This is a genomic window from Rhodothermales bacterium, assembly GCA_034439735.1.
Taxonomy (GTDB): domain Bacteria; phylum Bacteroidota; class Rhodothermia; order Rhodothermales; family JAHQVL01; genus JAWKNW01.
Map to the genome: position 1 here is coordinate 1 of JAWXAX010000090.1, position 22057 is coordinate 22057.

16 protein-coding genes are annotated in these 22057 nt (G+C 63.7%); 9 read left to right on the top strand and 7 right to left on the bottom strand.

Going from position 1 to position 22057, the window contains the following annotated elements; all coding sequences use genetic code 11:
• The 3 genes from SH809_07300 to SH809_07310 all read right to left on the bottom strand — a co-directional run.
• The coding region (locus SH809_07300; protein ID MDZ4699494.1) for a D-alanine--D-alanine ligase family protein at window positions 1-1205 on the bottom strand (1205 nt) is incomplete at its 3' end.
• Window positions 1206-1276: 71 nt separating this feature from the next.
• Entirely contained in the window at window positions 1277-2560 is a 1284-nt protein-coding gene (locus SH809_07305) for a dihydroorotase (GenBank protein MDZ4699495.1), read from the bottom strand.
• 193 nt (window positions 2561-2753) lie between these two features.
• Window positions 2754-5138, bottom strand: a complete 2385-nt coding sequence (locus SH809_07310) for a DPP IV N-terminal domain-containing protein (protein ID MDZ4699496.1) — start codon at window positions 5136-5138, stop codon at window positions 2754-2756.
• A gap of 107 nt (window positions 5139-5245) precedes the next feature.
• Between SH809_07310 and alr the strand changes: the two genes are divergently transcribed.
• The 6 genes from alr (at window position 5246) to SH809_07340 (ending at window position 13486) form a co-directional block, all read left to right on the top strand.
• Window positions 5246-6388 (top strand): alanine racemase, encoded by a 1143-nt coding sequence (gene alr, locus SH809_07315; protein ID MDZ4699497.1) that lies wholly within the window; start codon window positions 5246-5248, stop codon window positions 6386-6388.
• A gap of 157 nt (window positions 6389-6545) precedes the next feature.
• Window positions 6546-7253 (top strand): response regulator transcription factor, encoded by a 708-nt coding sequence (locus SH809_07320; GenBank protein MDZ4699498.1) that lies wholly within the window; start codon window positions 6546-6548, stop codon window positions 7251-7253.
• Window positions 7254-8747 carry a HAMP domain-containing sensor histidine kinase gene (locus SH809_07325; protein MDZ4699499.1) on the top strand — a complete coding sequence of 498 codons (1494 nt, stop codon included), beginning with the start codon at window positions 7254-7256 and terminating at the stop codon, window positions 8745-8747.
• 144 nt (window positions 8748-8891) lie between these two features.
• Window positions 8892-11015, top strand: coding sequence for a dehydrogenase E1 component subunit alpha/beta (locus SH809_07330; protein MDZ4699500.1), 2124 nt, complete (start codon window positions 8892-8894; stop codon window positions 11013-11015).
• A gap of 306 nt (window positions 11016-11321) precedes the next feature.
• On the top strand, window positions 11322-12332 hold the full coding sequence (locus SH809_07335) for a hypothetical protein (protein MDZ4699501.1): 1011 nt from the start codon (window positions 11322-11324) through the stop codon (window positions 12330-12332).
• A gap of 5 nt (window positions 12333-12337) precedes the next feature.
• Window positions 12338-13486 carry a molybdopterin-dependent oxidoreductase gene (locus SH809_07340; protein MDZ4699502.1) on the top strand — a complete coding sequence of 383 codons (1149 nt, stop codon included), beginning with the start codon at window positions 12338-12340 and terminating at the stop codon, window positions 13484-13486.
• A 188-nt stretch (window positions 13487-13674) separates the two neighbouring features.
• On the opposite strand, the gene SH809_07345 is transcribed toward SH809_07340, so the two are convergent.
• Both SH809_07345 and SH809_07350 read right to left on the bottom strand, forming a co-directional pair.
• Window positions 13675-14844 carry a cystathionine gamma-synthase gene (locus SH809_07345; protein ID MDZ4699503.1) on the bottom strand — a complete coding sequence of 390 codons (1170 nt, stop codon included), beginning with the start codon at window positions 14842-14844 and terminating at the stop codon, window positions 13675-13677.
• A 172-nt stretch (window positions 14845-15016) separates the two neighbouring features.
• Window positions 15017-16222: a tetratricopeptide repeat protein gene (locus SH809_07350; protein MDZ4699504.1), complete on the bottom strand. Its 1206-nt coding sequence runs from the start codon at window positions 16220-16222 to the stop codon at window positions 15017-15019.
• Between the two features lie 282 nt (window positions 16223-16504).
• On the opposite strand from SH809_07350, the gene SH809_07355 reads away from it, so the two are divergent.
• Both SH809_07355 and SH809_07360 read left to right on the top strand, forming a co-directional pair.
• The gene (locus SH809_07355) at window positions 16505-17437 is read left to right on the top strand and encodes a hypothetical protein (GenBank protein ID MDZ4699505.1); all 933 of its coding nucleotides are present in this window, start codon (window positions 16505-16507) and stop codon (window positions 17435-17437) included.
• 758 nt (window positions 17438-18195) lie between these two features.
• Window positions 18196-18639, top strand: coding sequence for an Hsp20/alpha crystallin family protein (locus tag SH809_07360; protein ID MDZ4699506.1), 444 nt, complete (start codon window positions 18196-18198; stop codon window positions 18637-18639).
• On the opposite strand, the gene SH809_07365 is transcribed toward SH809_07360, so the two are convergent.
• Together SH809_07365 and SH809_07370 are read right to left on the bottom strand one after the other, a co-directional pair.
• A complete protein-coding gene (locus SH809_07365) occupies window positions 18636-20201 on the bottom strand; it encodes a HAMP domain-containing sensor histidine kinase (GenBank protein ID MDZ4699507.1) in 1566 nt (521 codons plus the stop codon). The two genes, SH809_07360 and SH809_07365, sit on opposite strands and share 4 nt — an antisense overlap.
• Window positions 20198-20923 carry a response regulator transcription factor gene (locus SH809_07370; protein MDZ4699508.1) on the bottom strand — a complete coding sequence of 242 codons (726 nt, stop codon included), beginning with the start codon at window positions 20921-20923 and terminating at the stop codon, window positions 20198-20200. The genes SH809_07365 and SH809_07370 overlap by 4 nt, the downstream gene beginning before the upstream one ends.
• Before the next feature lie 521 nt (window positions 20924-21444).
• Between SH809_07370 and SH809_07375 the strand changes: the two genes are divergently transcribed.
• On the top strand, window positions 21445-21981 hold the full coding sequence (locus tag SH809_07375; protein ID MDZ4699509.1) for a hypothetical protein: 537 nt from the start codon (window positions 21445-21447) through the stop codon (window positions 21979-21981).
• Window positions 21982-22057: the final 76 nt, after the last annotated feature.

The window sequence follows — 22057 nt, forward strand, 5'->3', positions numbered from 1 at the left end:
CCTTTGGCGCCGCCGGCGCGGAGGGCGAGCAGGTTCACGTCGTACGACCGTACGCGGCGGTTTTTTTCGCGGTGGCGTTGGAGAGCGAGTTGGATGAGGCGGTGGGCGAGTTCGTCGAACGGGACGCCGCTCGGGGCCCAGAGGTAGAAGGAGAAGGAGCCGGGAATGGTGTTGATCTCGTTGAAGAACACCTGGCCCGTGGCGCCGTCCATGAGGAAGTCGATCCGCGCCAGGCCGGCGCATTCGAACAGGGTAAACACCCGCACGGCGAGCGCCTGAACGGCGGCCGTCTGTTCGTGGGATATGGGGGCGGGGATGATCCGATCCAACGAGGCCATGCCCTCGGAAGGGGCGGCCGACTGCTTGCTCCCCTTGGCCCCGGACGCGCCGCGCATGTATTTCTCCTGGTAGGTGAGCAGCGCCTCGCCGGCGCTGGTCTTCGGCTCCTCAAGCACGCTCGCGGTCGCCTCGTCCGGGCTCCCCATCACCGAGCAGTTGATCTCCCGCAGGTTGCGGACGGCGTACTCGACCACTACTTTGTCGTCGTACCGCAGCGCATCCTCGATGGCGGCGTCGAGCGTGGCGCGGTCGCGGGCGAGGCGGATGCCGATGGACGAGCCCAGGCGGGCCGGCTTTACGACCACGGGGTAGCCGAGCCGCCTTTCGCACTCGTCGAGCCACTCTTCCTCCCGGTTGCCCCACTCACTCTCCCGGAAAGCGATGAAATCCACCACCGGAACACCCTGGTCGTGACACACCATCTTCGTGATCACCTTATCCATTCCCAGAGCCGACCCGAACACGCCGCTCCCGGTATAGGGTACATTGTACGTCTCGCAAATCCCCTGGACACCCCCATTTTCCCCCTCGCCGCCGTGCAGGGCAAGGAAAAGGACGTCTAGCCGCTGCGCCGGCGGCGCCTGTTGCCAGAACCGGAGCTTCTCGCGGGTCTGGAGCTCTACCCCTCCGCCGGGCACGGGCGCCAGCGACACCGGAGTGGCCTGCGGGATGAGGGCGTCGAGATCCTTGTACCGCTCCAACTCGAGCATCACATCGCCCGAGTACCAGGCGCCGTTTTTGGCGATGTACAGCGGCACCGGCGTGTACTTCGTGCGATCCATCGCCGCCGCCATCTGCAGCGCCGTGATCACGGATACTTCGTGCTCGGGCGACACGCCGCCGAAAACCAGGCCGATGTTAAGCATTACTTCCAGGTTTTTTCGTTACTACGTGTGGGAATGTCTACAGCCTCCCATACTCATCCCAAGCTATCCCCTCAGCCATTCTTCACCAGCCGCCCTTTATTATAGATCGCCCAGGCGCGGCCGACCATCGGGGCGCCGATAAAGGGGGTATTGACGCTTTTCGAGCGGATGTGCTCTTGGCCAAACACCCAGTGCGTGGTGGCATCGAAAACGGTGAGGTTGGCCGGCTGGCCGGCCTTGATCTCCGGCACCGGGATCCCCAGGATCTGACGGGGGGCGATGGTCAGCTTGTACACGGTCTGCGCCAGCGTGAGCACGCCGGGCGCTACGATCTCCCGGCCCGTGAGGCCCCACGCCGTCTCCAGCCCGAGGATACCAAACGGCGCCTCGATGTACTCCACTTCCTTTTCGAACGAGGCGTGCGGGGCATGATCCGTACAGATCGCGTCGATCGTGCCATCCCGCAATCCCTCCTTCATGGCCTCGACGGACGCCGCGTCGGCGAGGGGCGGGTGCATCTTCGTGTTCGTCGAAAACTCGGTGCGCTCGACCTCTTCGTCGGTGAGCGTGAAGTGGTGGGTGCAGACCTCGGCGGTGATGGGCACCCCCCGTTCCTTGGCGCGGCGGACGAGTTCGACGGCCCCGCGGGTGGAGATGTGCGCGACGTGTACGTGGCCGCCGGTAAAGTCGGCCAGGAGGATGTCGCGGGCGATCATCACCTCCTCGGCGAGGGAAGGAATGCCCGGAATGCCGAGCCGGGTGGAGACATCGCCCTCGAACATGTGACCGCCCAGGTTAAGCGTCTTCTCCTCCATGTGATTGACGATGGGTTTGCCGAGCATCGAGCTGTACTCGAGCGCGCGGCGCATCAGGCCGGCGTTCTGCACCGGCGCTCCGTCGTCGCTGAAGGCCACCGCCCCGCCGGCGACCAGGTCCGCCATCTCGGTCAACTCCAGGCCGGCGCGATCCTTCGACACACAGGCAATGGGGTATACGTCCACCGGCGTCGCCGCGCCGCGCTCGATGACGAACTCCACCACGTCGCGCGTGTGGATGGCCGGCTTCGTATTCGGCATACAGGCCACGGCCGTGAAGCCGCCAAACGCCGCCGCCGCGCAGCCGCTGGCGATCGTCTCCTTGTATTCGAAGCCCGGTTCGCGGAGGTGGACGTGCATGTCCATCCACCCGGGCGAGAGGATCCGGCCGGCGCAGTCGTAAACCGGCGCATCGCCGGCGTCGAGATTGGGCCCGACGGCCGCGATACGGCCTCCTCGGATCAAGACATCGTTTCGTTCGAGCCGGCCCGAAACCGGATCGAGGACGGAGCCTCCTTTCAGGAGTAAGTCTGGGGTCATTGAAGGAAAAAGGGGAAAGGAAAAAGGGAAAAGGGAAAAGGAAAAAGGGAAAAGGAAAAAGGGAAAAGGGAAAAGACAACGGGAGAAAGAGGGCTACTCTATGTGCTGCGACACGTCTAGCATTAGGACTCTCTGTCGCCTTTTTCGTAAATCGTACCTCACACGATGCACGATTCACCTTGCCTTTTGCCTTTTACCTTCTCCCTTTTGCCTTTTCTCCCCCTTCCGTCTCCACCACCGTTTGTTGCAGGCTTTCGCGCACGAACTCCGTCATCATCGTATGTAAATGGAGCCGGGTATTGCCGCCGTAGATGCCGTGGTTGCGGCCGGGGTACATCATAAACTGGAATGGCTTATTGGCTTCCTGCAGCGCGTCGGCCATCTGGACTGTGTGCTGGAAATGGACGTTGTCGTCGAAGTCGCCATGCACCAGCAACAGGCGTTGATGGGGCGCCAGCCGGCTCGCGTAATTCACCGGGGCGGAAATCGTGTAGCCGTCGGGGTTATTGGCGGGGGTAGACATGTACCGCTCGGTATAGATCGTGTCGTAGAGGCGCCAGTCCGTCACCGGGGCGACAGCCATGCCGAAGCTGAACACGTCCGGCCCCGGTCCTGTGAGCATGGACATCAGCGACATATAGCCGCCGTAGCTCCATCCCCAGACCCCCATGCGGTTCTCGTCCACATACGGCCGTTCGCCCAACGCGCGGGCGGCGGCGATCTGGTCGGCCGCCTCGAGGATGCCGAGCTGGCGATACGGCCGGCTCTTGAATGCCTTGCCGCGCCCCCCGGTGCCCCGATTATCCACGCTCGCCACGATCACGTTCAACTCGTCGGCCAGATAGGCATGCCACAGGTAGCGGGCTCCCCCCCAGCTGTCCACCACCGTCTGCGAGCCCGGACCGCCGTAGACGTACATCAGGACCGGATATTCGGCCTCGGGGTCGAACGTGGAGGGTTTGATCAGATAGGCGTTGAGCGGCGTGCCGTCCGCCCCGGGGATCGTCGTGAACTCCGGCTCGGGCAACGCATACCGGGCGAGCCGGTCGATCAACGTCTGGTTGCTTTCGAGGACGCGGACGGGCTCGCCATCGATTCGGTGCAGGGTGACGACCGGGGGTGAGGCGGCGCTGGAGTAGGTGTCGATATAAAACTTGGCGTCTTTCGAGAGGCTGACGACGTGGGTACCGGGCTGCGGCGTGATTTTACGCGGCAGCGAGGCCGGGGTATTGGGGGTGAAGGCCTGTCGATAGTCCGTGGCATAAAGATGCCGCTCGAGCGAGCTGGTGAGGGCGCCGCTGAAATAGACCACGCCGGCGGCGGCGTCGATCCCTTCGACCTTGCTCACCTCCCAGTTGCCCTGCGTGACGGCCCCGATCCGGATGCCTCCGTTGCGGTGGATGTACAGGTGCCAGTAACCGTCGCTCTCGCTCATCCAGAGGAAGTGTTCATTGTCATCCAGAAACCACACCTTGCCCTGGGCGACATCGATCCAGGAGGTCTCCGTCTCCGTATAGGCCGTGCGGACGAGGCCATCCGCGGGGTCCGCGTACAGGAGGTCGACCCGGCTCTGATCGCGGTTCAGGCGGAGCATCCACACCAGATGTGTCCCGCCGATGGGCGGTGTCCAACCCATCCGCGGGACATACTCGTGGTCATCCCCGGCGCCGAACCAGGTCTCGGTCTCGAAAAATAACATCTCACCGGAACGGACCTCCACGACGCCGACGCGGACTTCGCTATTGGTTTCGCCGGCCTTCGGGTAGCGAAAGGGCACCTGGCTCGGATACTGCTCGCGCAGATCGGCCAGGAAGAAGTCCCGTGTGTTAGACTCGTCGAATTGAAAAAACGAGATGTGCCGGCCATCCGGGCTCCACGACCAGCCGTCGCGCAGGCCAAATTCCTCCTCGTACACCCAGTCCGACGTGCCATTGATGATGGCCCCTTCGCTGCCATCGTGGGTCAGCGCCCGCTCCTCCATCGTGCGGAGGTCCACCAGGAACAGGTTGCGGTCGCGCACAAAACCCGCATGGCGTCCGTCCGGGCTAAGCTTGGCGAACATCTGGAACCCGAGGTCGCGCCGGCTGAGGGGTTTCAGGGCGCGGGTGTCGACATCATAGAGGTAATAAAAACCCTTCGTATTGGCGCGCCAGACGGGCTCGGAGTCGGTATAGATCAGCGCGGTCTTGCCGTCCGCGCTGAAGGCATACCCTTCGATGGCGATGCGCCGGCCGACATCGTCCGCCAGGAGTGTGTACCCATCGATCAGCCGCTCGGACGCCTTCGTCTCGAGGTCGAACCGCATCAGGTGCGTGAGGCGCTGGGCGGCATCCTCATCGATGTACGTCACGACAGGCCCGGTCGGCGCCCACTCGCCACCCTCGAAGGAGGCTCCGGTGAAGAGGCTCGAGGCATGGATATCCTCCAGCGTTATGCGGGGGCGCGGCTCGTCGGACGCCGGGGCGGCGGGTTGCGCGAGGGTGGCCGGCGCAAGCAGGGCCGCCCATAAAGCAACAGCATGCCACAGAAGCAGGAAAGGGGGGGATGACGACGATTCGGAAGTGAGTACGGAGTTCATACAGACCGAATAAAGTAGGCGGACGCGTGTCGAAAGCCATAAACAGCAGAGGAACCGGATGGATCCTGATGGATACATGCCCGGCCCCGTCCTCAGCGTCCATCCCCATGACAACCCTCACTCCGTCGCACATAGCGCAGGCGAGCCCGACGCGCGCCGAGTTATTGCTGGACCGGCTTCGGTCGAATGTACGCGTTTTGTCCCGCCTTGCCGCGCCGGCCGGCCTTCTGGCCGTCGTCAAGGCGAACGCTTACGGCCATGGCGCGACCCGCATCACGCGGGTGCTCGAAACCGAAGGCGTCCGGGATTTCGCGGTGGCGCGGCTCGACGAAGCGCTCCGGCTGCGGAGCGAGGGCTGCGAGGCAAACATCCTGGTCATCGGGGCCCCCCTCATCGAACACATCCCGTTGTATCGGCGCCACCACATCGGGCTCACCGTGTCGTCGGTCGCGGTGGCCGAGGCCGTGCGGCAGCCGGCGCCCGGTGAGGGCCGGCTGGACGTTCACGTCAAAATCGACACAGGGATGCGGAGGATCGGGGTGGCGCCGAACGAGGCTGCCGACGTCATCCACCGGCTGACGGCCGCGCCCGGGGTGCGGGTGGCGAGTGTATGGACCCATTTTGCATCCGCCGGCGCACACGATACGACCTTCGCCCTCGAACAGATCGCCCATTTCGACGCCGTACAGGCCGCGATCGGTCCGAACAACCTCCCCCTCCACATCGGCAACACGGCGGCGGTGCTCCGCCTGCGGGACCGGCTCTGTACAACCGACCGCGAGCGGATCCGCGTCGGCGGCGCCCTCTACGGCGTTTCCCATGAACCCGCTCGGTTGAACGACGCCGGCCTGCTTCCCGTCATGCGCCTGGTCTCGCGGGTCGTACATGTCAAGACCGTGCCGGCGGGCGACAGCGTTTCCTACGGCCGAACCTGGTTTGCGACAGCCCCCACCCGGATCGCCACGGTGGCCACCGGATATGCCGACGGGTACCCGCGCGCGTTGTCGAACCGCGGCTTCGCCCGGATCGGCGAACAACTCTACCGAATTGCCGGGACGGTGTGTATGGATATGACGATGCTCGACCTCGGCGCGCCCGACGGACCCGGAGCGGCCGTCGCGGCCGGCGACGATGTTGTCCTCTTTGGACCCGAGGGGCCCAGCATTTACGATGTGGCCGCATGGAGCGATCGCACCCCGTACGAGATATTGTGCGGCATTTCACCCCGCGTTCCCCGGTTCGACCGGTAAGCCGGCAAAAAATGGACGTTACTGGAAAACAAAAAAATGTATATTGTGAAGACGGCGCATCCAGCGTCCGGCCACCCGGCCACCCCGTGGACCCTGTACGTCCCACTGTCTACGACTCAACCACTACGGCTTAACTAAGGCCCCATAGATAGATAACATGATCACGACCGACTCCTCCCAGATCAATGTGCTCGTCGTAGACGATGAAGAAGACGTCGTCGAAGTTGTCAGCCACTTTCTTCAACAGGAAGGCTACACTGTCCACACAGCGTTTGACGGCGAAGAGGCCCTCCAGAAGGCCAATCCCGATATCCACCTGATCCTGCTCGACGTCATGCTGCCGGGCCTCGATGGATTCGCCGTGTGCCGCGCCCTCCGTTCCCGCGCAGAGACGGAAACCATCCCGATCATCTTCCTCACCGCCAAGGTGGAAGAAGAGGATCAGGTCCGCGGCCTGATGATGGGCGGCGACGACTACATCACGAAGCCGGCTTCGCCGCAGGTCATCATCGCCCACGTCAAGGCGGTGCTCCGCCGCACGGGCGTCGATGAAAGCCGGATGATCCACGTCAACGACCTTGCGATCTACGAAGACGAGTATCGGGCCACGATCGACAGCAAGGACCTGGGCCTCACGCTGACGGAATTTGAACTGCTGCGGTACCTCGTCCGCCACCCGCGCAAGGCCTTCACCCGCCAGCAGCTGCTCGAAACGATCTGGAAAGACGCCATGATGGTCACCGAACGGACGGTCGACGCACACATCAAGAACCTGCGTGAGAAGCTGGGCGGGTTCGCCCAGCACATCCAGACGGTTCGGGGTGTCGGCTACCGGTTCGTGGAAGACGAAGTGCCGCAGGAATAAATGACCTGGCTACGGCGTCTTGCCTCGTGGATCGCGCTCGTTTTTAAGGAGGCGTGGTCGCTCGCCTATCCCAAACGGGCTCGGACGCAAACCTGGATGTTTTTGACGTTCGCCCTCTTTGTGGGCGCGGCCGTCCTCGGTGTGGGGCTTTACGCCGGCCTCGTCCTCAAAGGCCAGTTCGAGAACGCGACCAAGCGCATGCTCCGGGACCAGGGCGTGCGCCTGGTCGCCGCGCTCGTCGATGCCCCCAGCGAGGCCGATGCCTGGTTCGCGATGGATCAGGCGAGCCGTCTGCTGGACATGCGCATCATCGTCTTGCGCAACGACACGCTCCTGTTCGACGTCCGCGGCGAGCCGTTTAAACACAATATCCACCTCCCCGCCAATCTGGAAAGCATGCCCGTGTTGCCGGGCCGGCTCGACTTCCTGGAGCACACCACGGAAGAGGGCACGACGATTCTCATCGGGGTGATGAAACCGCCGGATTCGCCCTACTCGCTGCGTCTCATCGTCCCCGAACCCCCCCTCTACGCGCTCGTCAACCAGATGATGATCGCCCTCATTGGCGGCATGGTCGCCACGTTTATCCTGACGCTTTTCGGCAGTTGGGTCGCCTCGCGCGAGGTCACCAAGCCCCTCGAAGCCATCAACAAAAGCGCCAGCAGCATCAACGAGGGCAAGTTCGACCAGAAGATATACGTCGATTCCCGCGCCGCGGAGTTCCAGGACCTCGCCAAGAACCTGAACCGGATGTCGGATCGATTCCGCGGGAAGATCGAGGACCTCCAGAGCCTCGCCCGCCTGCAGGGCGAGTTCATAGGCAACGTCTCCCACGAGGTCCGCAACCCCATCTTCGCCGTCAGCGGCTACCTCGAAGCCCTCTCCTCCCCCAACCTCTCCCCGGATCAGCAGAAACGGTACGCCCAGAAGGGGCTCGCGAACCTGGAGCGGCTGAGCAACCTGTTCAACGACCTCATCGAGATCGCGCGGCTCGAGTATCGGGAGGATCTCATCAAGCCGGCGGTGTTCGACCTCCAGGAGCTGGGGCTCGAGGTGGCCGAAATGCTACGGCCGAAGGCCGACGCCAAGGATCTGGAGCTTGAGGTCATCAACGCCCCGCAGAGTGTCCTCGCGGATCGCGACCGCGTGCGCCAGGTGCTCGTGAACCTCATCGAGAACGCCATCGTTTATACAGACGCAGGCCACGTCCGCTTCCGATTCCGCCGGCGCGGCCAGAAGGTGCGCCTCGAGGTGGTGGATACGGGCCGCGGGATTCCAGAGGACCATCTGGAACGTATTTTTGAGCGCTTCTACCGCGTCGATCCGGACCGATCGCGCAAAAGCGGCGGCACAGGGCTCGGGCTGAGCATCGTGAAGCAGATCCTGCTTGCACACGACGAACAGATCCACGTGGAAAGCACTCCCGGCCGCGGCACCCGATTCTGGTTCGATCTCCCGTACGCCGGCGAAAACGCCGAACACGATGTCGACTAAGGCGTTCGTATGCGGGTTCAGGTTTTGCCACCGCGCCATGCCGCCGATCCGTTCAGAAAACGCCGATAGGCTCTGTACGATCGCCGTGCCACCGGAGGCGGCCACTACCCTTACGCCTTGGATTTAACCACCAGTACGATTCGCATGGCCAAGCCCAAGACCGCCCCCGGTAAAACAGCGCACAAGCCGCTGGCGCTCCACGCCCCCGACAGCGTCGAAGCGTCGAACGGCACCCTCACGGTTGGCCTCGACGTCGCGCCGCTGCAGCCGGCCGACTTCGAGCCGTCGACGCTGCTCGACATCTACCGCACGATGCTTACGTCGCGCCGGTTGGACGAGAAGATGATCACGCTCCTCAAACAGGGCAAAGGCTTCTTCCACATCGGGTGCGCCGGCCACGAGGCCGCGCAGGCGGCCGTGGCGCTCTACTCGCGTCCGGGGCATGACTGGTTCACCATGTACTACCGCGACATGTGCATGGCGCTGTCGCTGGGCATGACAGCCCGCCAGATCCTGCTCGCCCACCTCGCCAAAGCCGACGACCCCAACTCGGGGGGCCGGCAGATGGCGGAGCACTTCGCGTCGGTCGAGCTCAACATCTTCCCCACGTCCTCATCCGTGGGCGCGCAGTTCCTGCCGGCCCTCGGCGCCGGCATGGCCATCCAGCGGCAGAACGAAGACGGTTATTCCTACGTCTCTTGCGGCGAAGGCGCTACCTCCCAGGGCTCGTTCCATGAGGCGCTCAACTGGGCTACGCGCATCAAGGCGCCCGTCTTGTTTTTTGTCCAGGATAACAAATACGCGATCTCCGTCCCGGTGTCCGAACAGACGGCCGGCGGCTCGCCCTATAAGCTCGGCGCCGGCTACGAAGGCCTCGTGCGCGCGCGCGTAGATGGGACCGATTTCTTCAAGACGGCCGCCGTCGCCCGCGCCGCCATCGAATACATCCGCTCCGGCCACGGCCCGGCGTTGATCGTGGCGGACGTCGTCCGCCTCCTCCCGCACTCGTCGTCCGACAACCACATGAAGTATCGGACGCCCGAGGAGTTGGAACTCGACCGCCAGATCGACCCGATTGCCCGTCTCGAACTGGCGCTCAACGAGGCCGGCATGCTAGACGAAACGTCGATGGCCCGGATCCGCGCGGAAGTCCACCAGAGCGTCGACCAGGACGCCGTCTGGGCCGACGCCCAGGCGGATCCCGTGCCAGACACCGCCGCCCTACACGTGTTTTTCGAGGGCGTGGTGGACCTCGACTACGAAGCCTCAACGCCGGCCGGCGAGCCGATCGTGATGGTGGATGCCATCAACCACGCCCTCCACGAGGAGATGGAGCGCGATCCGCGTGTCATCGTCTACGGCGAGGACGTCGCCGGCGGCAAGGGCGGCGTGTTCACCGCCACCCGCGAACTGACGGCACGCTTCGGCGCGGACCGGTGCTTCAACTCGCCCCTCGCCGAGGACTCGATCCTCGGAACGGCCGTCGGCATCAGCGCCGCCGGGTTTAAGCCTGTCGTCGAAATCCAGTTCGCCGATTACATCTGGCCGGCGCTCCAGCAACTCCGCAACCAGCTGTCTACCTTCCGCTACCGGTCCAACGGCACCTTCGGCGCCCCGGTTGTCATCCGCGTCCCCTGTGGCGGCTATATCCACGGCGGACTCTGCCACTCGCAGAACATCGAGGCGTTTTTTGCGCACATGCCAGGCTTTCTCATCGCGATGCCCTGCACCGCGGCCGACGCCAAGGGCCTTCTGAAGACGGCCATCCGCCTGCAGGATCCGGTCATCTTTCTCGAACATAAAGCCCTTTACCGCGCCGCGAACGCCCGTTCACCCGAACCCGATGCCGACTACCTGTTGCCGTTCGGCAAGGCGCGCGTCGTCCAGGAAGGCGCAGACCTCACCATCGTCACCTACGGGATGATGGTGCATCGCGCCGTCGCCGCCGCCAAAACGCTGGCCCGCGAGGGCGCTTCGATCGAGATCATCGATCTCCGCACCATCGTGCCGCTCGATAGCGAAACGATCCTTGCCTCGGTCCGCAAGACAAGTCGCGCACTCGTGATCTACGAAGATTGTGAATTCGCGGGCTTCGGCGCCGAGATCTGCGCCCAGATCGCCGACAAGGCCTTCGAATACCTCGACGCCCCGGTTCGCCGGGTCGCCGGCGCCTTCACCCCCGTCCCCTTCGCCGATCCCCTCGAACGCGCCGTCCTCCCGCAGGATCAGGATATCCTGGATGGGATGCGCGCGATGCTGCAGTACTGAGGCTGCATGTAATCCTGAGCGAAGCGAGAGTTCTCCGAGAGGCACCAGTTCAAAGGTGAATGTCCTCCTGAGCGAAGCGAGGGAGCTTCGAGCGGCTCCAGGCCTAAGGCCGCCGCAGGTCTCCGGGATCGCTCCGACTGGACAGGTTGCGCTTCACGCAAGGTTCTGCCTGTCGAAGATCCCTCGCTGGCGCTCAGGAGGACACGGCGATTTGCTTGTCCTCCTCGGCGAAACAAGGGTTTACCCGGCGCTTTTCTGGCACAGCTATTGTCGATGGGCCAGCGCAGGGATTCGAAAAAACCGGGTATGATCGCGCACACCATTCGTAACAGGAAGTCGCACACGGGCTGGGGACAACCACGGTGGATCGGGACGTTCGTCGCTCTCGCCCTGATCGGGGCCCTGACGCCGGCGCCGGCGTGGGGCCAGGCCTGGCCGGCATCCCGGGGCGCCTTTTACGCCAAAGTGGCCCGGAGCGACATCCGCGCGAGCGATCAATTCACGTTTGATGGCCGGCGGAGCGATTTCATCGACGGCGTCGCCGGCAACGCGTTTGTCGACCAGAGTTATCATCTCTACACCGAATGGGGACTGCTGGACAACCTCACCGTGGTGCTCTCCGCTCCGTTCAAGCAGCTCGCCGTCCACGACCTCGCCTTTCGGTATGAGACCGCGGCGATCGGCTCGGTGAGCATCGGGTTACGCTTCGGCCTTTTCCCCTTGCTCGGCATCCGCCCATCCGCCATTGCGATGGCGATGAATCTGGGCGCCACGGTGCCCACCGGCTACACACGCAATCTCACCCCCAGCGCCGGCGCCGGCCAAGTGGACGCCCATGCGTTGATCGGCATCGGGCTCAGCTTCTGGCCTACGGCGGCCTACGTGCAGGCCGCCGGCGGGTACCGGTATCGTTCGTCGTATTACGGTCTGTCGAAGGCCGTAGCGTGTACGGCCGGTGTCGATCTGTTTTGCATCCGCGACACCCGGCCCGCCTTTGGCGATGAGTGGCTTTTCCAGGCCGAAGCCGGCCTGACGCTGCTCAGCGGCACCTTTTTCGTACAGGCCCTCGGCCAGGGCGTCTGGTCCGTCGAGACCCCCCGAATTGGCTTCACCGCCCTCAACCCGATCCCGACACACCAGCGCTACTTCAAGGCTGGCGCCGGTCTTACGGTTTACCCCTTCAAACTGACCCGCGCGTTTCGTTTCGAAAACGTAGGCTTCGGCGTCCAGGCGTTTCTCACGCCGTACGGGCGCAACACCATCGACTCGCAGGACTTTTTCTTCGGGATCGACTTTCGCGGCGACTTTTTGCGTTGATGTCCATGATTGATTCTCCGGGGCGCGCCGATGTATCGCGCCGCACCTTTGTCGTCCGGCTCGGAACGGCCGCGCTCGGCATCGCCCTCACGCCGATGGCCGGCTGCGAAACCAACAGCGTCGCCCCCTTCGTCGAGGGCACCGACATCCCGTTTTTGACCCCGCTCACCGACCCCAATCCGGACCGCGCGTTTTTTGTGCAGTACGGGGCGGATGGGACGGTGGAAAACTGGGCCGGCCCGCGCCAGATCGCCCGCGATTCGTGGGGTCTGACGATCGACGGCCTTGTCGCGACGCCCCGCACGTTTTCGTATGCGGATCTGCTTCGGTTTTCCGGCGAGGCAGTCCGCCTCGTCAGCACCCTCCGCTGCATCGTGGACAGCACGTTTGTCCCCGGCCTCATCAGCACCACCCTGTTCACCGGCATCCCACTACGGCTCGTGCTCGAAGCCGCCGGCGTGGACGCTGCCGCCCGCCGCATCCGCATCTATGGGGCCGACGGCTTCACGAACAACCTGCGGGTCCTCGAAGCCATGGGGCCGTTCGCCGCCGAGCAGGTAGAGCCTCTGCTCGTCTACCAGATGGGCGACGCCCCGCTGACACCGGACCACGGCTTTCCCGTTCGGCTGCTGGTGCCCGGCCAGTACGGCTACAAAAGCGTCAAGTGGGTCACGCGCCTCGAAGCCACGGCCGATGATTCCGCCTTCGGCAGCTACCAGCAAGCACTCGGGTACACGGACGACGGGCGGGTACAGGTGGTGAACAAGGCGACCAACCCGCTCCGCAACGCGCAGCTGTCCGCCGGCCCCGTCGCCATCTTCGGCTATGCGCTAAGCGGTATGGCCGGCATCGAGCGGGTTGAGGTGTCCATCGACGACGCCCCGTTCGCCGCCGCGTCGCTGGTCGATCTCCCCGAAGTACTCAGCGCCAACCCGACCCTGCGTTCGACGCTCCAGGTGGACAATGCCTCCCGCTTCCCCTACCCCTTCCGCGGCGTCTGGGCCCTGTGGCAGCACCCCTGGACGGCTACGGCCGGCGCTCACACCATCCGTATCCGGGCCATCGACCGCGCCGGCAACACCCAGCCCGAAACGGATGAGGTGGTGGAGGATGGGGAGAATCCGATCTTCCGGATCAACGTAACCGTAACATGAGTCGCTCAGCAAGCGACGCGATCTGATTTGTTGCCGAAACACGGCGTCCCAACAATGCCCGTCATCCCCAACTCGATTGGGGATCCATAGAAGGCCCGTTGGTTGCATGGATTACTTCGTAAGTCGCTACGCTCGTTTCCCGCCTTCGTGGGGATGACAAGCGCGCTTCGCTACGTAACGCCCCAACGTTAAACGCCCGCGAGCGCCTGGTCCAGGTCCTCGATCAGGTCCTCTACATCCTCGATCCCAACGGACAGGCGGATGAGCGAGTCGCTCAGGCCGTTTTTGATCCGCTCCTCGCGCGGGATCGAGGCGTGTGTCATTGAGGCCGGGTGCCCGATGAGGCTCTCCACGCCACCGAGGCTCTCCGCCAGAGCAAACACGCGGGTGCCCGAGAGTACCTTGTAGGCGTTTTCGACAGAATCCGCCGCGAGGGTGAACGACAACATCCCCCCGAAGTCCTTCATCTGCTTTTTGGCGATCTCGTGGCCCGGGTCATCCGGCAAGCCGGGAAAGTAGACACGGCCGACCTTGCGGTGCCCCGCGAGGAAAGCGGCAATCGCATGAGCGTTCTCGCAGTGCTGGCGCATGCGGATGTGCAGGGTTTTTGTGCCCCGCAGGTTCAGGAAGCAGTCCATGGGCCCCGGCACCGCGCCGGCGCACTTGACCTGAAAGCGCAGCTTCTCGTTCCAGTCGTCCCGGCTGGTGCAGACCACGCCGCCGATCAGGTCCGAGTGACCGCCAAGGTACTTCGTGGACGAGTGCAGCACGAGGTCCGCTCCGAGCACAATCGGCTGTTGGAGGTAGGGCGAGGCGAAGGTGTTGTCCACCGCCACATCGATCCCGTGTGCTTTCCCGAGGGCGATCAGTTTGTGGAGATCGAGGATACGGATGAGCGGGTTCGTCGGCGTTTCTAGCCAGAGCATCTTCGTCTGCGGCGTGACGGCCTGCTCGACGGCGTCGAGGTCGCGCATGTCGACGAACGAGAAGCGGAGGCCAAAGGGCTCGTAGACCTGGCGAAAGAGGCGGAAGGTGCCCCCGTAGAGGTCGTTCGTGGACACCACGTGATCGCCCGGGCGGAGGCCTTTCAGTATGGCGTCGATGCCGGCGACACCCGAGGAAAAGCAGATGCCGTGTTCAGCCTGTTCGAGGGCGGCGAGGTTGTGTTCGAGCGCCGTGCGGGTGGGGTTGTTGACGCGGGCGTATTCGTAGCCTTTATGATCGCCGGGCGCGGCCTGTACGTAGGTGGACGTCTGGTAGATCGGCGTCATGATCGCGCCGCTGACGGGGTCCGGCTCCTGGCCGGCGTGGACGGCGAGTGTGCCGAAGCGAAGGGTAGTCCGGGTGTCGACGTGCATGGCGGAGAGAAAAGGATACGACGGGAGGTGACACCGTTAGAAACGGTACTAAAATGCTCAAAAAAAATAAGTCACCCTGAGCGCAGTCGAAGGGCCTCTCGATCGTTCGGGAGGTCCTTCGACTACGCTCAGGATGACACTATTTGGGGTTTCGGATACGCTCCGTGTTCGATCAGTTTAGATCGATCCCCGCGCAGGCGGCCGCTTCTTCGGCTTTTTCCTGCATGCCAGACTGCACGTAGGCCGTGAAGAGCGCATTGCAGGTCAGCGCGGCCTCTTCGCCGGCGGCTACCTGGAGGTCGCGCGCTTTTTCGAGCGGCTCGATGGCCTGTTCGAAGAACGACTTGCGCTGTTCGGCGAGGGCCTCCAGTTCGCCTTCCGCCTGCGTCACCTGGCTCGAGGAGAGTGTACTGCGATTCTGGCGGAGTGCGTCGTCCTTGACGGAGATCTCGTCATTGACAGAGACCGCTTTGTTGACGAACGTGGCGCCGAGGTTGTAATAGGCCACGCCGTATTCCGGATCGAGGCGGATGGCGGCGCGGAATTCAGCTTCCGCGGCGTCGTACTCCTCGGCTTCCAGAAGGAGCGTGCCGTAGTTGTAGTGGTACAGCTTGTTGTCCGGCTCGCGTTCGACGGCTTCCTTGTACACCTGGCGCGCGCGTTCCATCTGTCCGGAGGAGATGTAGGCGTTGAGCAGCTGGCTCTGAAGCTCCGGCTTGTCTGGATACATGTCGCGCCCTTTCTCCAGCAACGCAATCGCTTCCCCGGTCTGCTGATTCTGCAGATACAGGTTCGAGAGGAGCACGTACGTATCCGCTTCGGACTCGCCGAGCGAGATCGCCTTCTCAAACGTCGGGATCGCCTGATCCGACATGCCCGCATTGATCATCGCGTAGGCGGCGTTGACGTAGGGGGCGGCGGAATCCGGCTGGATGACGGACGTATTCTGGAAGAACGTCACGGCCTCCGTGTAGGCCTCCGTGTTCTCGCGGCCCCGGTTAAACGCCTGGAATCCGAGTTGGAATTCGGCGACGTAGGCCTGGCGGAGCTGCTGGATCACGGACGGGCTGCCCGGCGTGATTTCGAGCGCCTTGCCGTAGGCCTCCACCATCTTCTTGACGATCTCGGTGTGCTGGGCGGGGTCTTTCACTTCGCCGGCCTGCCGCTGGAGCAGCTTGCCTTTCACCTCGTACGCCTCCGCATTCGCGGGATCGGCCGCAATCGCCTGATCGAGTTTCCCATAATACTCGTCGTAGTTGACCTCGTCGAGCGTCAGCGCGAGCTTGGCGCCTTCCACGTTCGGATCACCGCCGCAGCCGGCCGCCAACGACAGGATTCCGACCACCATCAGGCCGCAGTACATGACTAGATTTCTCATGGCTCTTTTAGCCTCGTTGATTCTGTTCACAGGATATGATGACTTCCAGGCTGCGTGGGTGTGAAGCCGGAAACGATAGGATGCGTCTACTCAGAAACTATGTAAACTACTAACCGCGCTGCCATATTGTAAATGCACTGGCGTAAACTTCACGGATTAGAAAGGGGTTCAAGGTTCGAAGATCAAGGGTTAAAGTACCATCAGGTAAGATCAAGCGCTCAAACCACACCCTTAAACCTCAAACCTCGAACATCAATCCTGAAACCCCGAACCTTAAACCCCATGCCCTCTCCCTTCCTCGCCGGCCTCATCGACTACGCCGGCCTCTTCCCGCCGGCCGGCCTGCCGCTGGCCGACGCCGCCGCCAACTACCTCCGGTACCTCGCCGGCCCCGATGCCTGGATGCTGGGCCGGTTCGTCTGCCCCGCAGGCCAGATCGCGGCGCTCGACGCCCTCCTGCCGGCCGAGGCCCCCGTTCGCCTCGCCGTCCTCCCCACCGGAGGTCCGGACGCCGAGGCGTTTTTCGCGACCTTCGAGGCCGACCTCGCCGCATCGCGCGCGTTCCAGGACCTGCGCGGGCCCCACGCCGGCGTCGACCTCCTCGAAATCCGCCTCCCCGACGCCCTGTTGGATCCCTTCGAGCCGGGTGATATCCTTCGCTTCCTGGAGCGCCTCCCCCGGCACGTCGACGACGCCGGCCTGGCCGTCGAACGCCTCTTCATCGAAGGCCCCGTCCTGGATCCCGACGACCCGCGCACCGGCCTGCTCGTCGGACTCCTCCACGACGCCGGCGCCGGCCGCTTCGGCTTCAAGATCCGCACCGGCGGCCTCCACGTCGACGACTTCCCCGCTCCCGACGCCCTCGCCGAGGCCATCGTCGCCTGCCGCGACGCCGGCGTGCCATTAAAAGCTACCGCCGGCCTCCACCACCCCGTCCGCAGCCATCGTGCCGAGGTGGGCGGCGCGATGCACGGCTTCCTGAACGTCTTCGGCGCCGGCGTCCTCGCCCACGCCCGCGGCCTCGACCGAGAAACCCTCGCCGCCCTCCTCTCCGACACCGACCCCACCCATTTCACCCTGTCCGACGCCGGCTTCGCCTGGTCCGGCTACCACGCCACCCCCACCGAAATCACCCACGCCCGGTCGTTCGCCACCTCCTTCGGCAGCTGCAGCTTCGACGAGCCGCGCGAGGAACTGGCGGGATTGGGTCTTTAACCTTTCCACGCTCAACCATACCCTCCTCACTCGAGGAGGGTCGCCGCCGGCTCGCCGGTGGCGGGGTGGTGCCCGGAGATGGCACAACTTCCTCCCTTGTTACTCCGAACGTACGAGCCTGCCCCGTACCGCATACGGAGAGGGACCTCCCGAATCACAGCGGAAACCTCCCCGCCACGTCATCCTGGACTCGATCCAGGACCCAAAACCGAATGCCGACACCCCGGAGACGCCCCACTCCCCACATTGTCACCCCGAGCGTAGCCGAGGGGCCTCCCGAATCACAGCGGAAACCTCCCCGCCACGTCATCCTGGACTCGATCCAGGACCCAAAACCGAATGCCGACACCCCGGAGACGCCCCACCGGGGCGTCTCTACAAAAAGCGCCATCCCCGGCCCCTGAACGCCCCGGCATTTGCGTTCAGACCCGGAGGGTTTCTAAAACACTCCGGGGCTCTTCCGGTGGGACTCGCTATCCCGGGCACTCGGTCGCCTCGGCGGGCCTTTGCCCGCACCGGGGAGGTCGGCGTGGTGGGGGAGGTAGAGACGCCAGGTATGGCGTCTCTACGGGGCCACCCTGCCATCTTGTATGGACACCCATGGCGTGTCCCTGCCAATCCTTCCACCTCTCTCGGGAACGCCCCTGCACAACTTGTCCGGCCGGCCGCCAAAATGGCGTAATTGCGCCCACTGGCACACGGGTTGTTCGACAACGCTCATCAACCACTACCCTCCACCAACCTTTCGAGGTACAGCCATGTCTAACATGACACGCTTTTTCCCGAGCAACGACCTGAGCCGCATGCAGCGCGAATTCGACCGGCTCTTTAACGACTTCTTCCCGGCCACCACGCCGGCCGAAGGCAACGGCAAGCGGTCCTGGATTCCCTCGGTCGATCTCTCCGAGACGAAGGATGCCTACAAGGTCCACCTGGACGCCCCGGGCATCGCGAAGGAAGACATCACGATCAACTACCACGACGGCGTCCTCACCGTGAGCGGCGAACGCAAGTCGGAGGAAAAGACGGAGGAAACGAACTACGTCCGCCTCGAACGGAGCTTCGGCAGCTTCTACCGCAGCTTCAACCTCCCCACCGCCGTCAAGGCCGACGCCATCAAGGCCAACTACAAGGACGGTGTGCTGGACATCGAAGTCCCGAAAAAGGAGGAGGTGAAGCCAATTCGGGTGAAGGTGGGCTAAACGGCTCCATTCCCGCCGGCGGAGCCGTCCAGCGGCAACGCGAGCGTGAACACGCTGCCCTCTCCGGGCGTGCTGCGGACCGTCAGGGTTCCGCCGTGCGCCCGGGCGATGGCAGAGCTGATGGGCAGACCGAGACCGGTTCCGAGCCGGCGGGTCCGCGCTCCCGTTCCGGTGTAATACCGGTCGAAGATGTGCTCGAGCACCTCCGGCGTCATCCCGCAGCCGGTATCCCGCACTTCGATCAACGCGTGGCCGTGATCCACCCGCGCGCCCAATTCCATCTTCCCACCCGGCTCGGTGTGGTGCATGGCGTTGGAGAGCAGGTTGTCCAGCACCCGCAGCAACCGCACGCCGTCGCCCTCGATCATCGGGAGGGACGGAGAGACATCGAGCAAAAACTCGATCTCGGCCTTTTGCAGCGCACGGCGGTGCGAGTTCGCGGCGTCGGATAGCAACTCGCCCAGGGGAATCGGCTCTTTGCGCAGCGGGGCGTTGGCACTGTCGAGCAGGCTGAGTTCAAACAGATCTCCCACCAGCTGCTGGAGGTACTTGCCCTGCCGCTCGGCGACATCGAGCGCGCCAGTCGCGGCGTCTTTGTTCGCCTCTTCCATGTAGCGACGCGTCTCCTCGAGGTAGCCGAGCAGCGCGGCGAGCGGCGTCCGGAGATCGTGCCCGAAGTTGGCGATCATCTGCCGGCGCAACATGTCGGTCGCCCGCAGGGCCTCGACACTGTCCTCCACCTGGTTGGCCATCTGGTTGATGACCGACGCCAGGCGTCCAAACTCGTCCTCCTTACGCAGCGCGATACGCGCGCTGTAGTCGCCGGCGCCGAAGCGCTCGACTTGTTGCATCACGTCCCGCAGTGGCTTCACAATCAGCCAGGTGAACACGGCCCCGAAGATGAGCGCCGTAAACACCGACAGGGTGATGATGATGAGGAAGGCGGAGACGTAGGCCGAATTCGTGTCGGCCAGTTCGCGGCGGATGGAGTTGGTGAGCGGTTGGACGAGCAGGCCGCCGACGAGGCGGTCGCTGGCGTCGTAAATGGGCGCCATGGCCCAGGTGGTCTCCCCCGACAGGCTCATCTGGTCCAGGCGGACGTGCACGCGGCTCCGTTCGAGGCGCTGCCGGATGTGGTCCGGCGCGGTGACGATCAGCGGGCCGGCCTCGAGGCGTCCCTTGAACACGGCCGGGTTCGGCTGGATCGTGTGGAGCACCTGGCCGTCTTCGTCCAGCAGCGAGATGGGATCGGGGAAGCGGGAAGCGAGGTCGAGGAGCAGCGCTTCGGGCAGGGGGTCCTGCAACGAGCGCACCTTTTCCGGCGAAGAGCCCGGCGGAAAGGCGCGTCGTTCTACCTCGCCGGCCAGGTCGTCCAGACGCACACGGATCGTCTTTTCGACCAGGTTCAGGCTGCGGTCATACGCAAAGTAGGCGCTCAGGGCCACGGCCAGCAGGCCGGTAGCCACCTGAACACCCACCAGGATGCCCGCAACCTTCCAGAAAGCAGAACGCGACAGACTGAACCACGGTGCGGGTTCGATGTCGTGCTCTTCGTGGATCATGCCTCGATTTCAGCCTGGAATTTGTACCCGACACCCCAGACGGTTCGGATGAACCGCGGGTTGCCTGGGTCGTCTTCGATTTTAGCTCGGAGGCGCTGGACGTGGGAATCGACCGTTCGGTCGTACCCTTCATATTGGATCTCCCACACCTTCCCCAGGAGCTGCGTCCGGGTGAAGGGGCGATCGGCATTGCGGCAGAGGAACAGCAGGAGGTCGAACTCGCGCACCGTCAGCCGGATCAGTTCGCCGTGGAGGCGGACCTCGCGGCGGATCGGGTCGATGTGCAGATCGTCGAACACGAGGATCGACTCTTCGTCCTCCCCGTCGCCGGCCGGTTTCTGCTCGGCCGTCAGCCGGAGCCGACGCAGCGCCGCGCGCACGCGCGCCACCAGCTCCTGGAGGCTGAACGGCTTCGTCACGTAGTCGTCCGCCCCCACCTCGAGGCCCACCACACGGTCCAATTCATCGGCCCGCGCCGTGAGCATGATGATGTACAGGAGCGGATGGCTGGAACGGAGCCGGCGACAGACCTCCAGGCCATCCATTTCGGGGAGCATCACATCGAGCAGCACCAGGTCCGGCGCTTGCTCTTCGACACGGGCCAAGGCTTCCACGCCCGTGGCGGCCGTCCGCACGTTGTAACCGGATTCACGGAGCCTACCTTCCACCAACGAACGCAACTCGGCGTCATCCTCAACCACTAAGATTCGGGGTTCTTGCATATACTGGGCTGATCAAAACTAGTCTAGACGTGGTGCGCGGGCACGAATTCATGCGGCGAGCGCCCTGAACATTGCGCAAGAAGCGTAAACTACGCAAATCGTGTGCGGTTCATCGCCCGGGGGCCGAGGCTGTATTTCCAATATAAATGATGTCGATCCATCACTCATCTACTCCGCAAAAAACCAAATAACCGTGATAGATCCGTGACACCTCTTGCGGGCATATTATGGTATCATGAAGTGCATTTTACTGCAATCATTACCCGTATATGATGAAACGCCTCTCTTTTGTGATGGGCTTGTTTCTCGTCCTGTGGATTACCCCTCCAGCAAGGACGCAAGAAACCCGCACAGGCCCTACGGTAGCCGAGGCGAATCCACCTTCTCGCACGGAAGCGCGCGTATTGTACCAGGCATGGCGCTCCTTGCAACGACAAAACAGCCGCACCATACAGCGCATCAGCGTTAAGGAGCGACTCGATTCGCGATTCGATGGCCCGACCGGATCGTGGAGTACGTCGGTGGACCTTAGCCTCCTAGGCTACCCCGATCAGCCCGGTTGGCAGATCGATATCTTGAGTTTTATGAGTGACGGCCGGCCCGTTTCGGAACCGGAGTCCGATGCGCTTCTCACCGAGTGGGAAGGGCTGCTGGGCGAGCCGTTTGCCTCGCTCATCCAGGATCCGGCCCTGCCGATGGACCTCCTCGAATACATGAAACCCGCCGGCTCCGTGCAGGAAGAACTGCTGGACGAGGCGGTTCACTACCGTATTGAAATGGTGCCGATCAACGGCGGCACGCTCTACCAGCGCATTACGATGTGGGTCGATAAATCCGGCCGGCTCACCCGCACCCGCTCCTCATCCGTCAACCGCCGCGCGGAATTGACCACCGTCACCCACTACCGCCGCGAAAACGGCGTGGACCTACCCGCCAGCCGCACCTTCCAGGGACATGTCCAGTCCCGCCGGCGCTCCCGCGTCTCTACGCTCTTCTTCAGTATCGAGGCCGATTACGAGATGTTTGCGTTCGAAGAGACGCCTGACGCCGAAGGCTGATCCACCTACGTTTGGGATCCACACGCAGCCCTCGCAGGTTCTCGCTCGACCCTACCGCGCCTACCTCTTCCTCGGC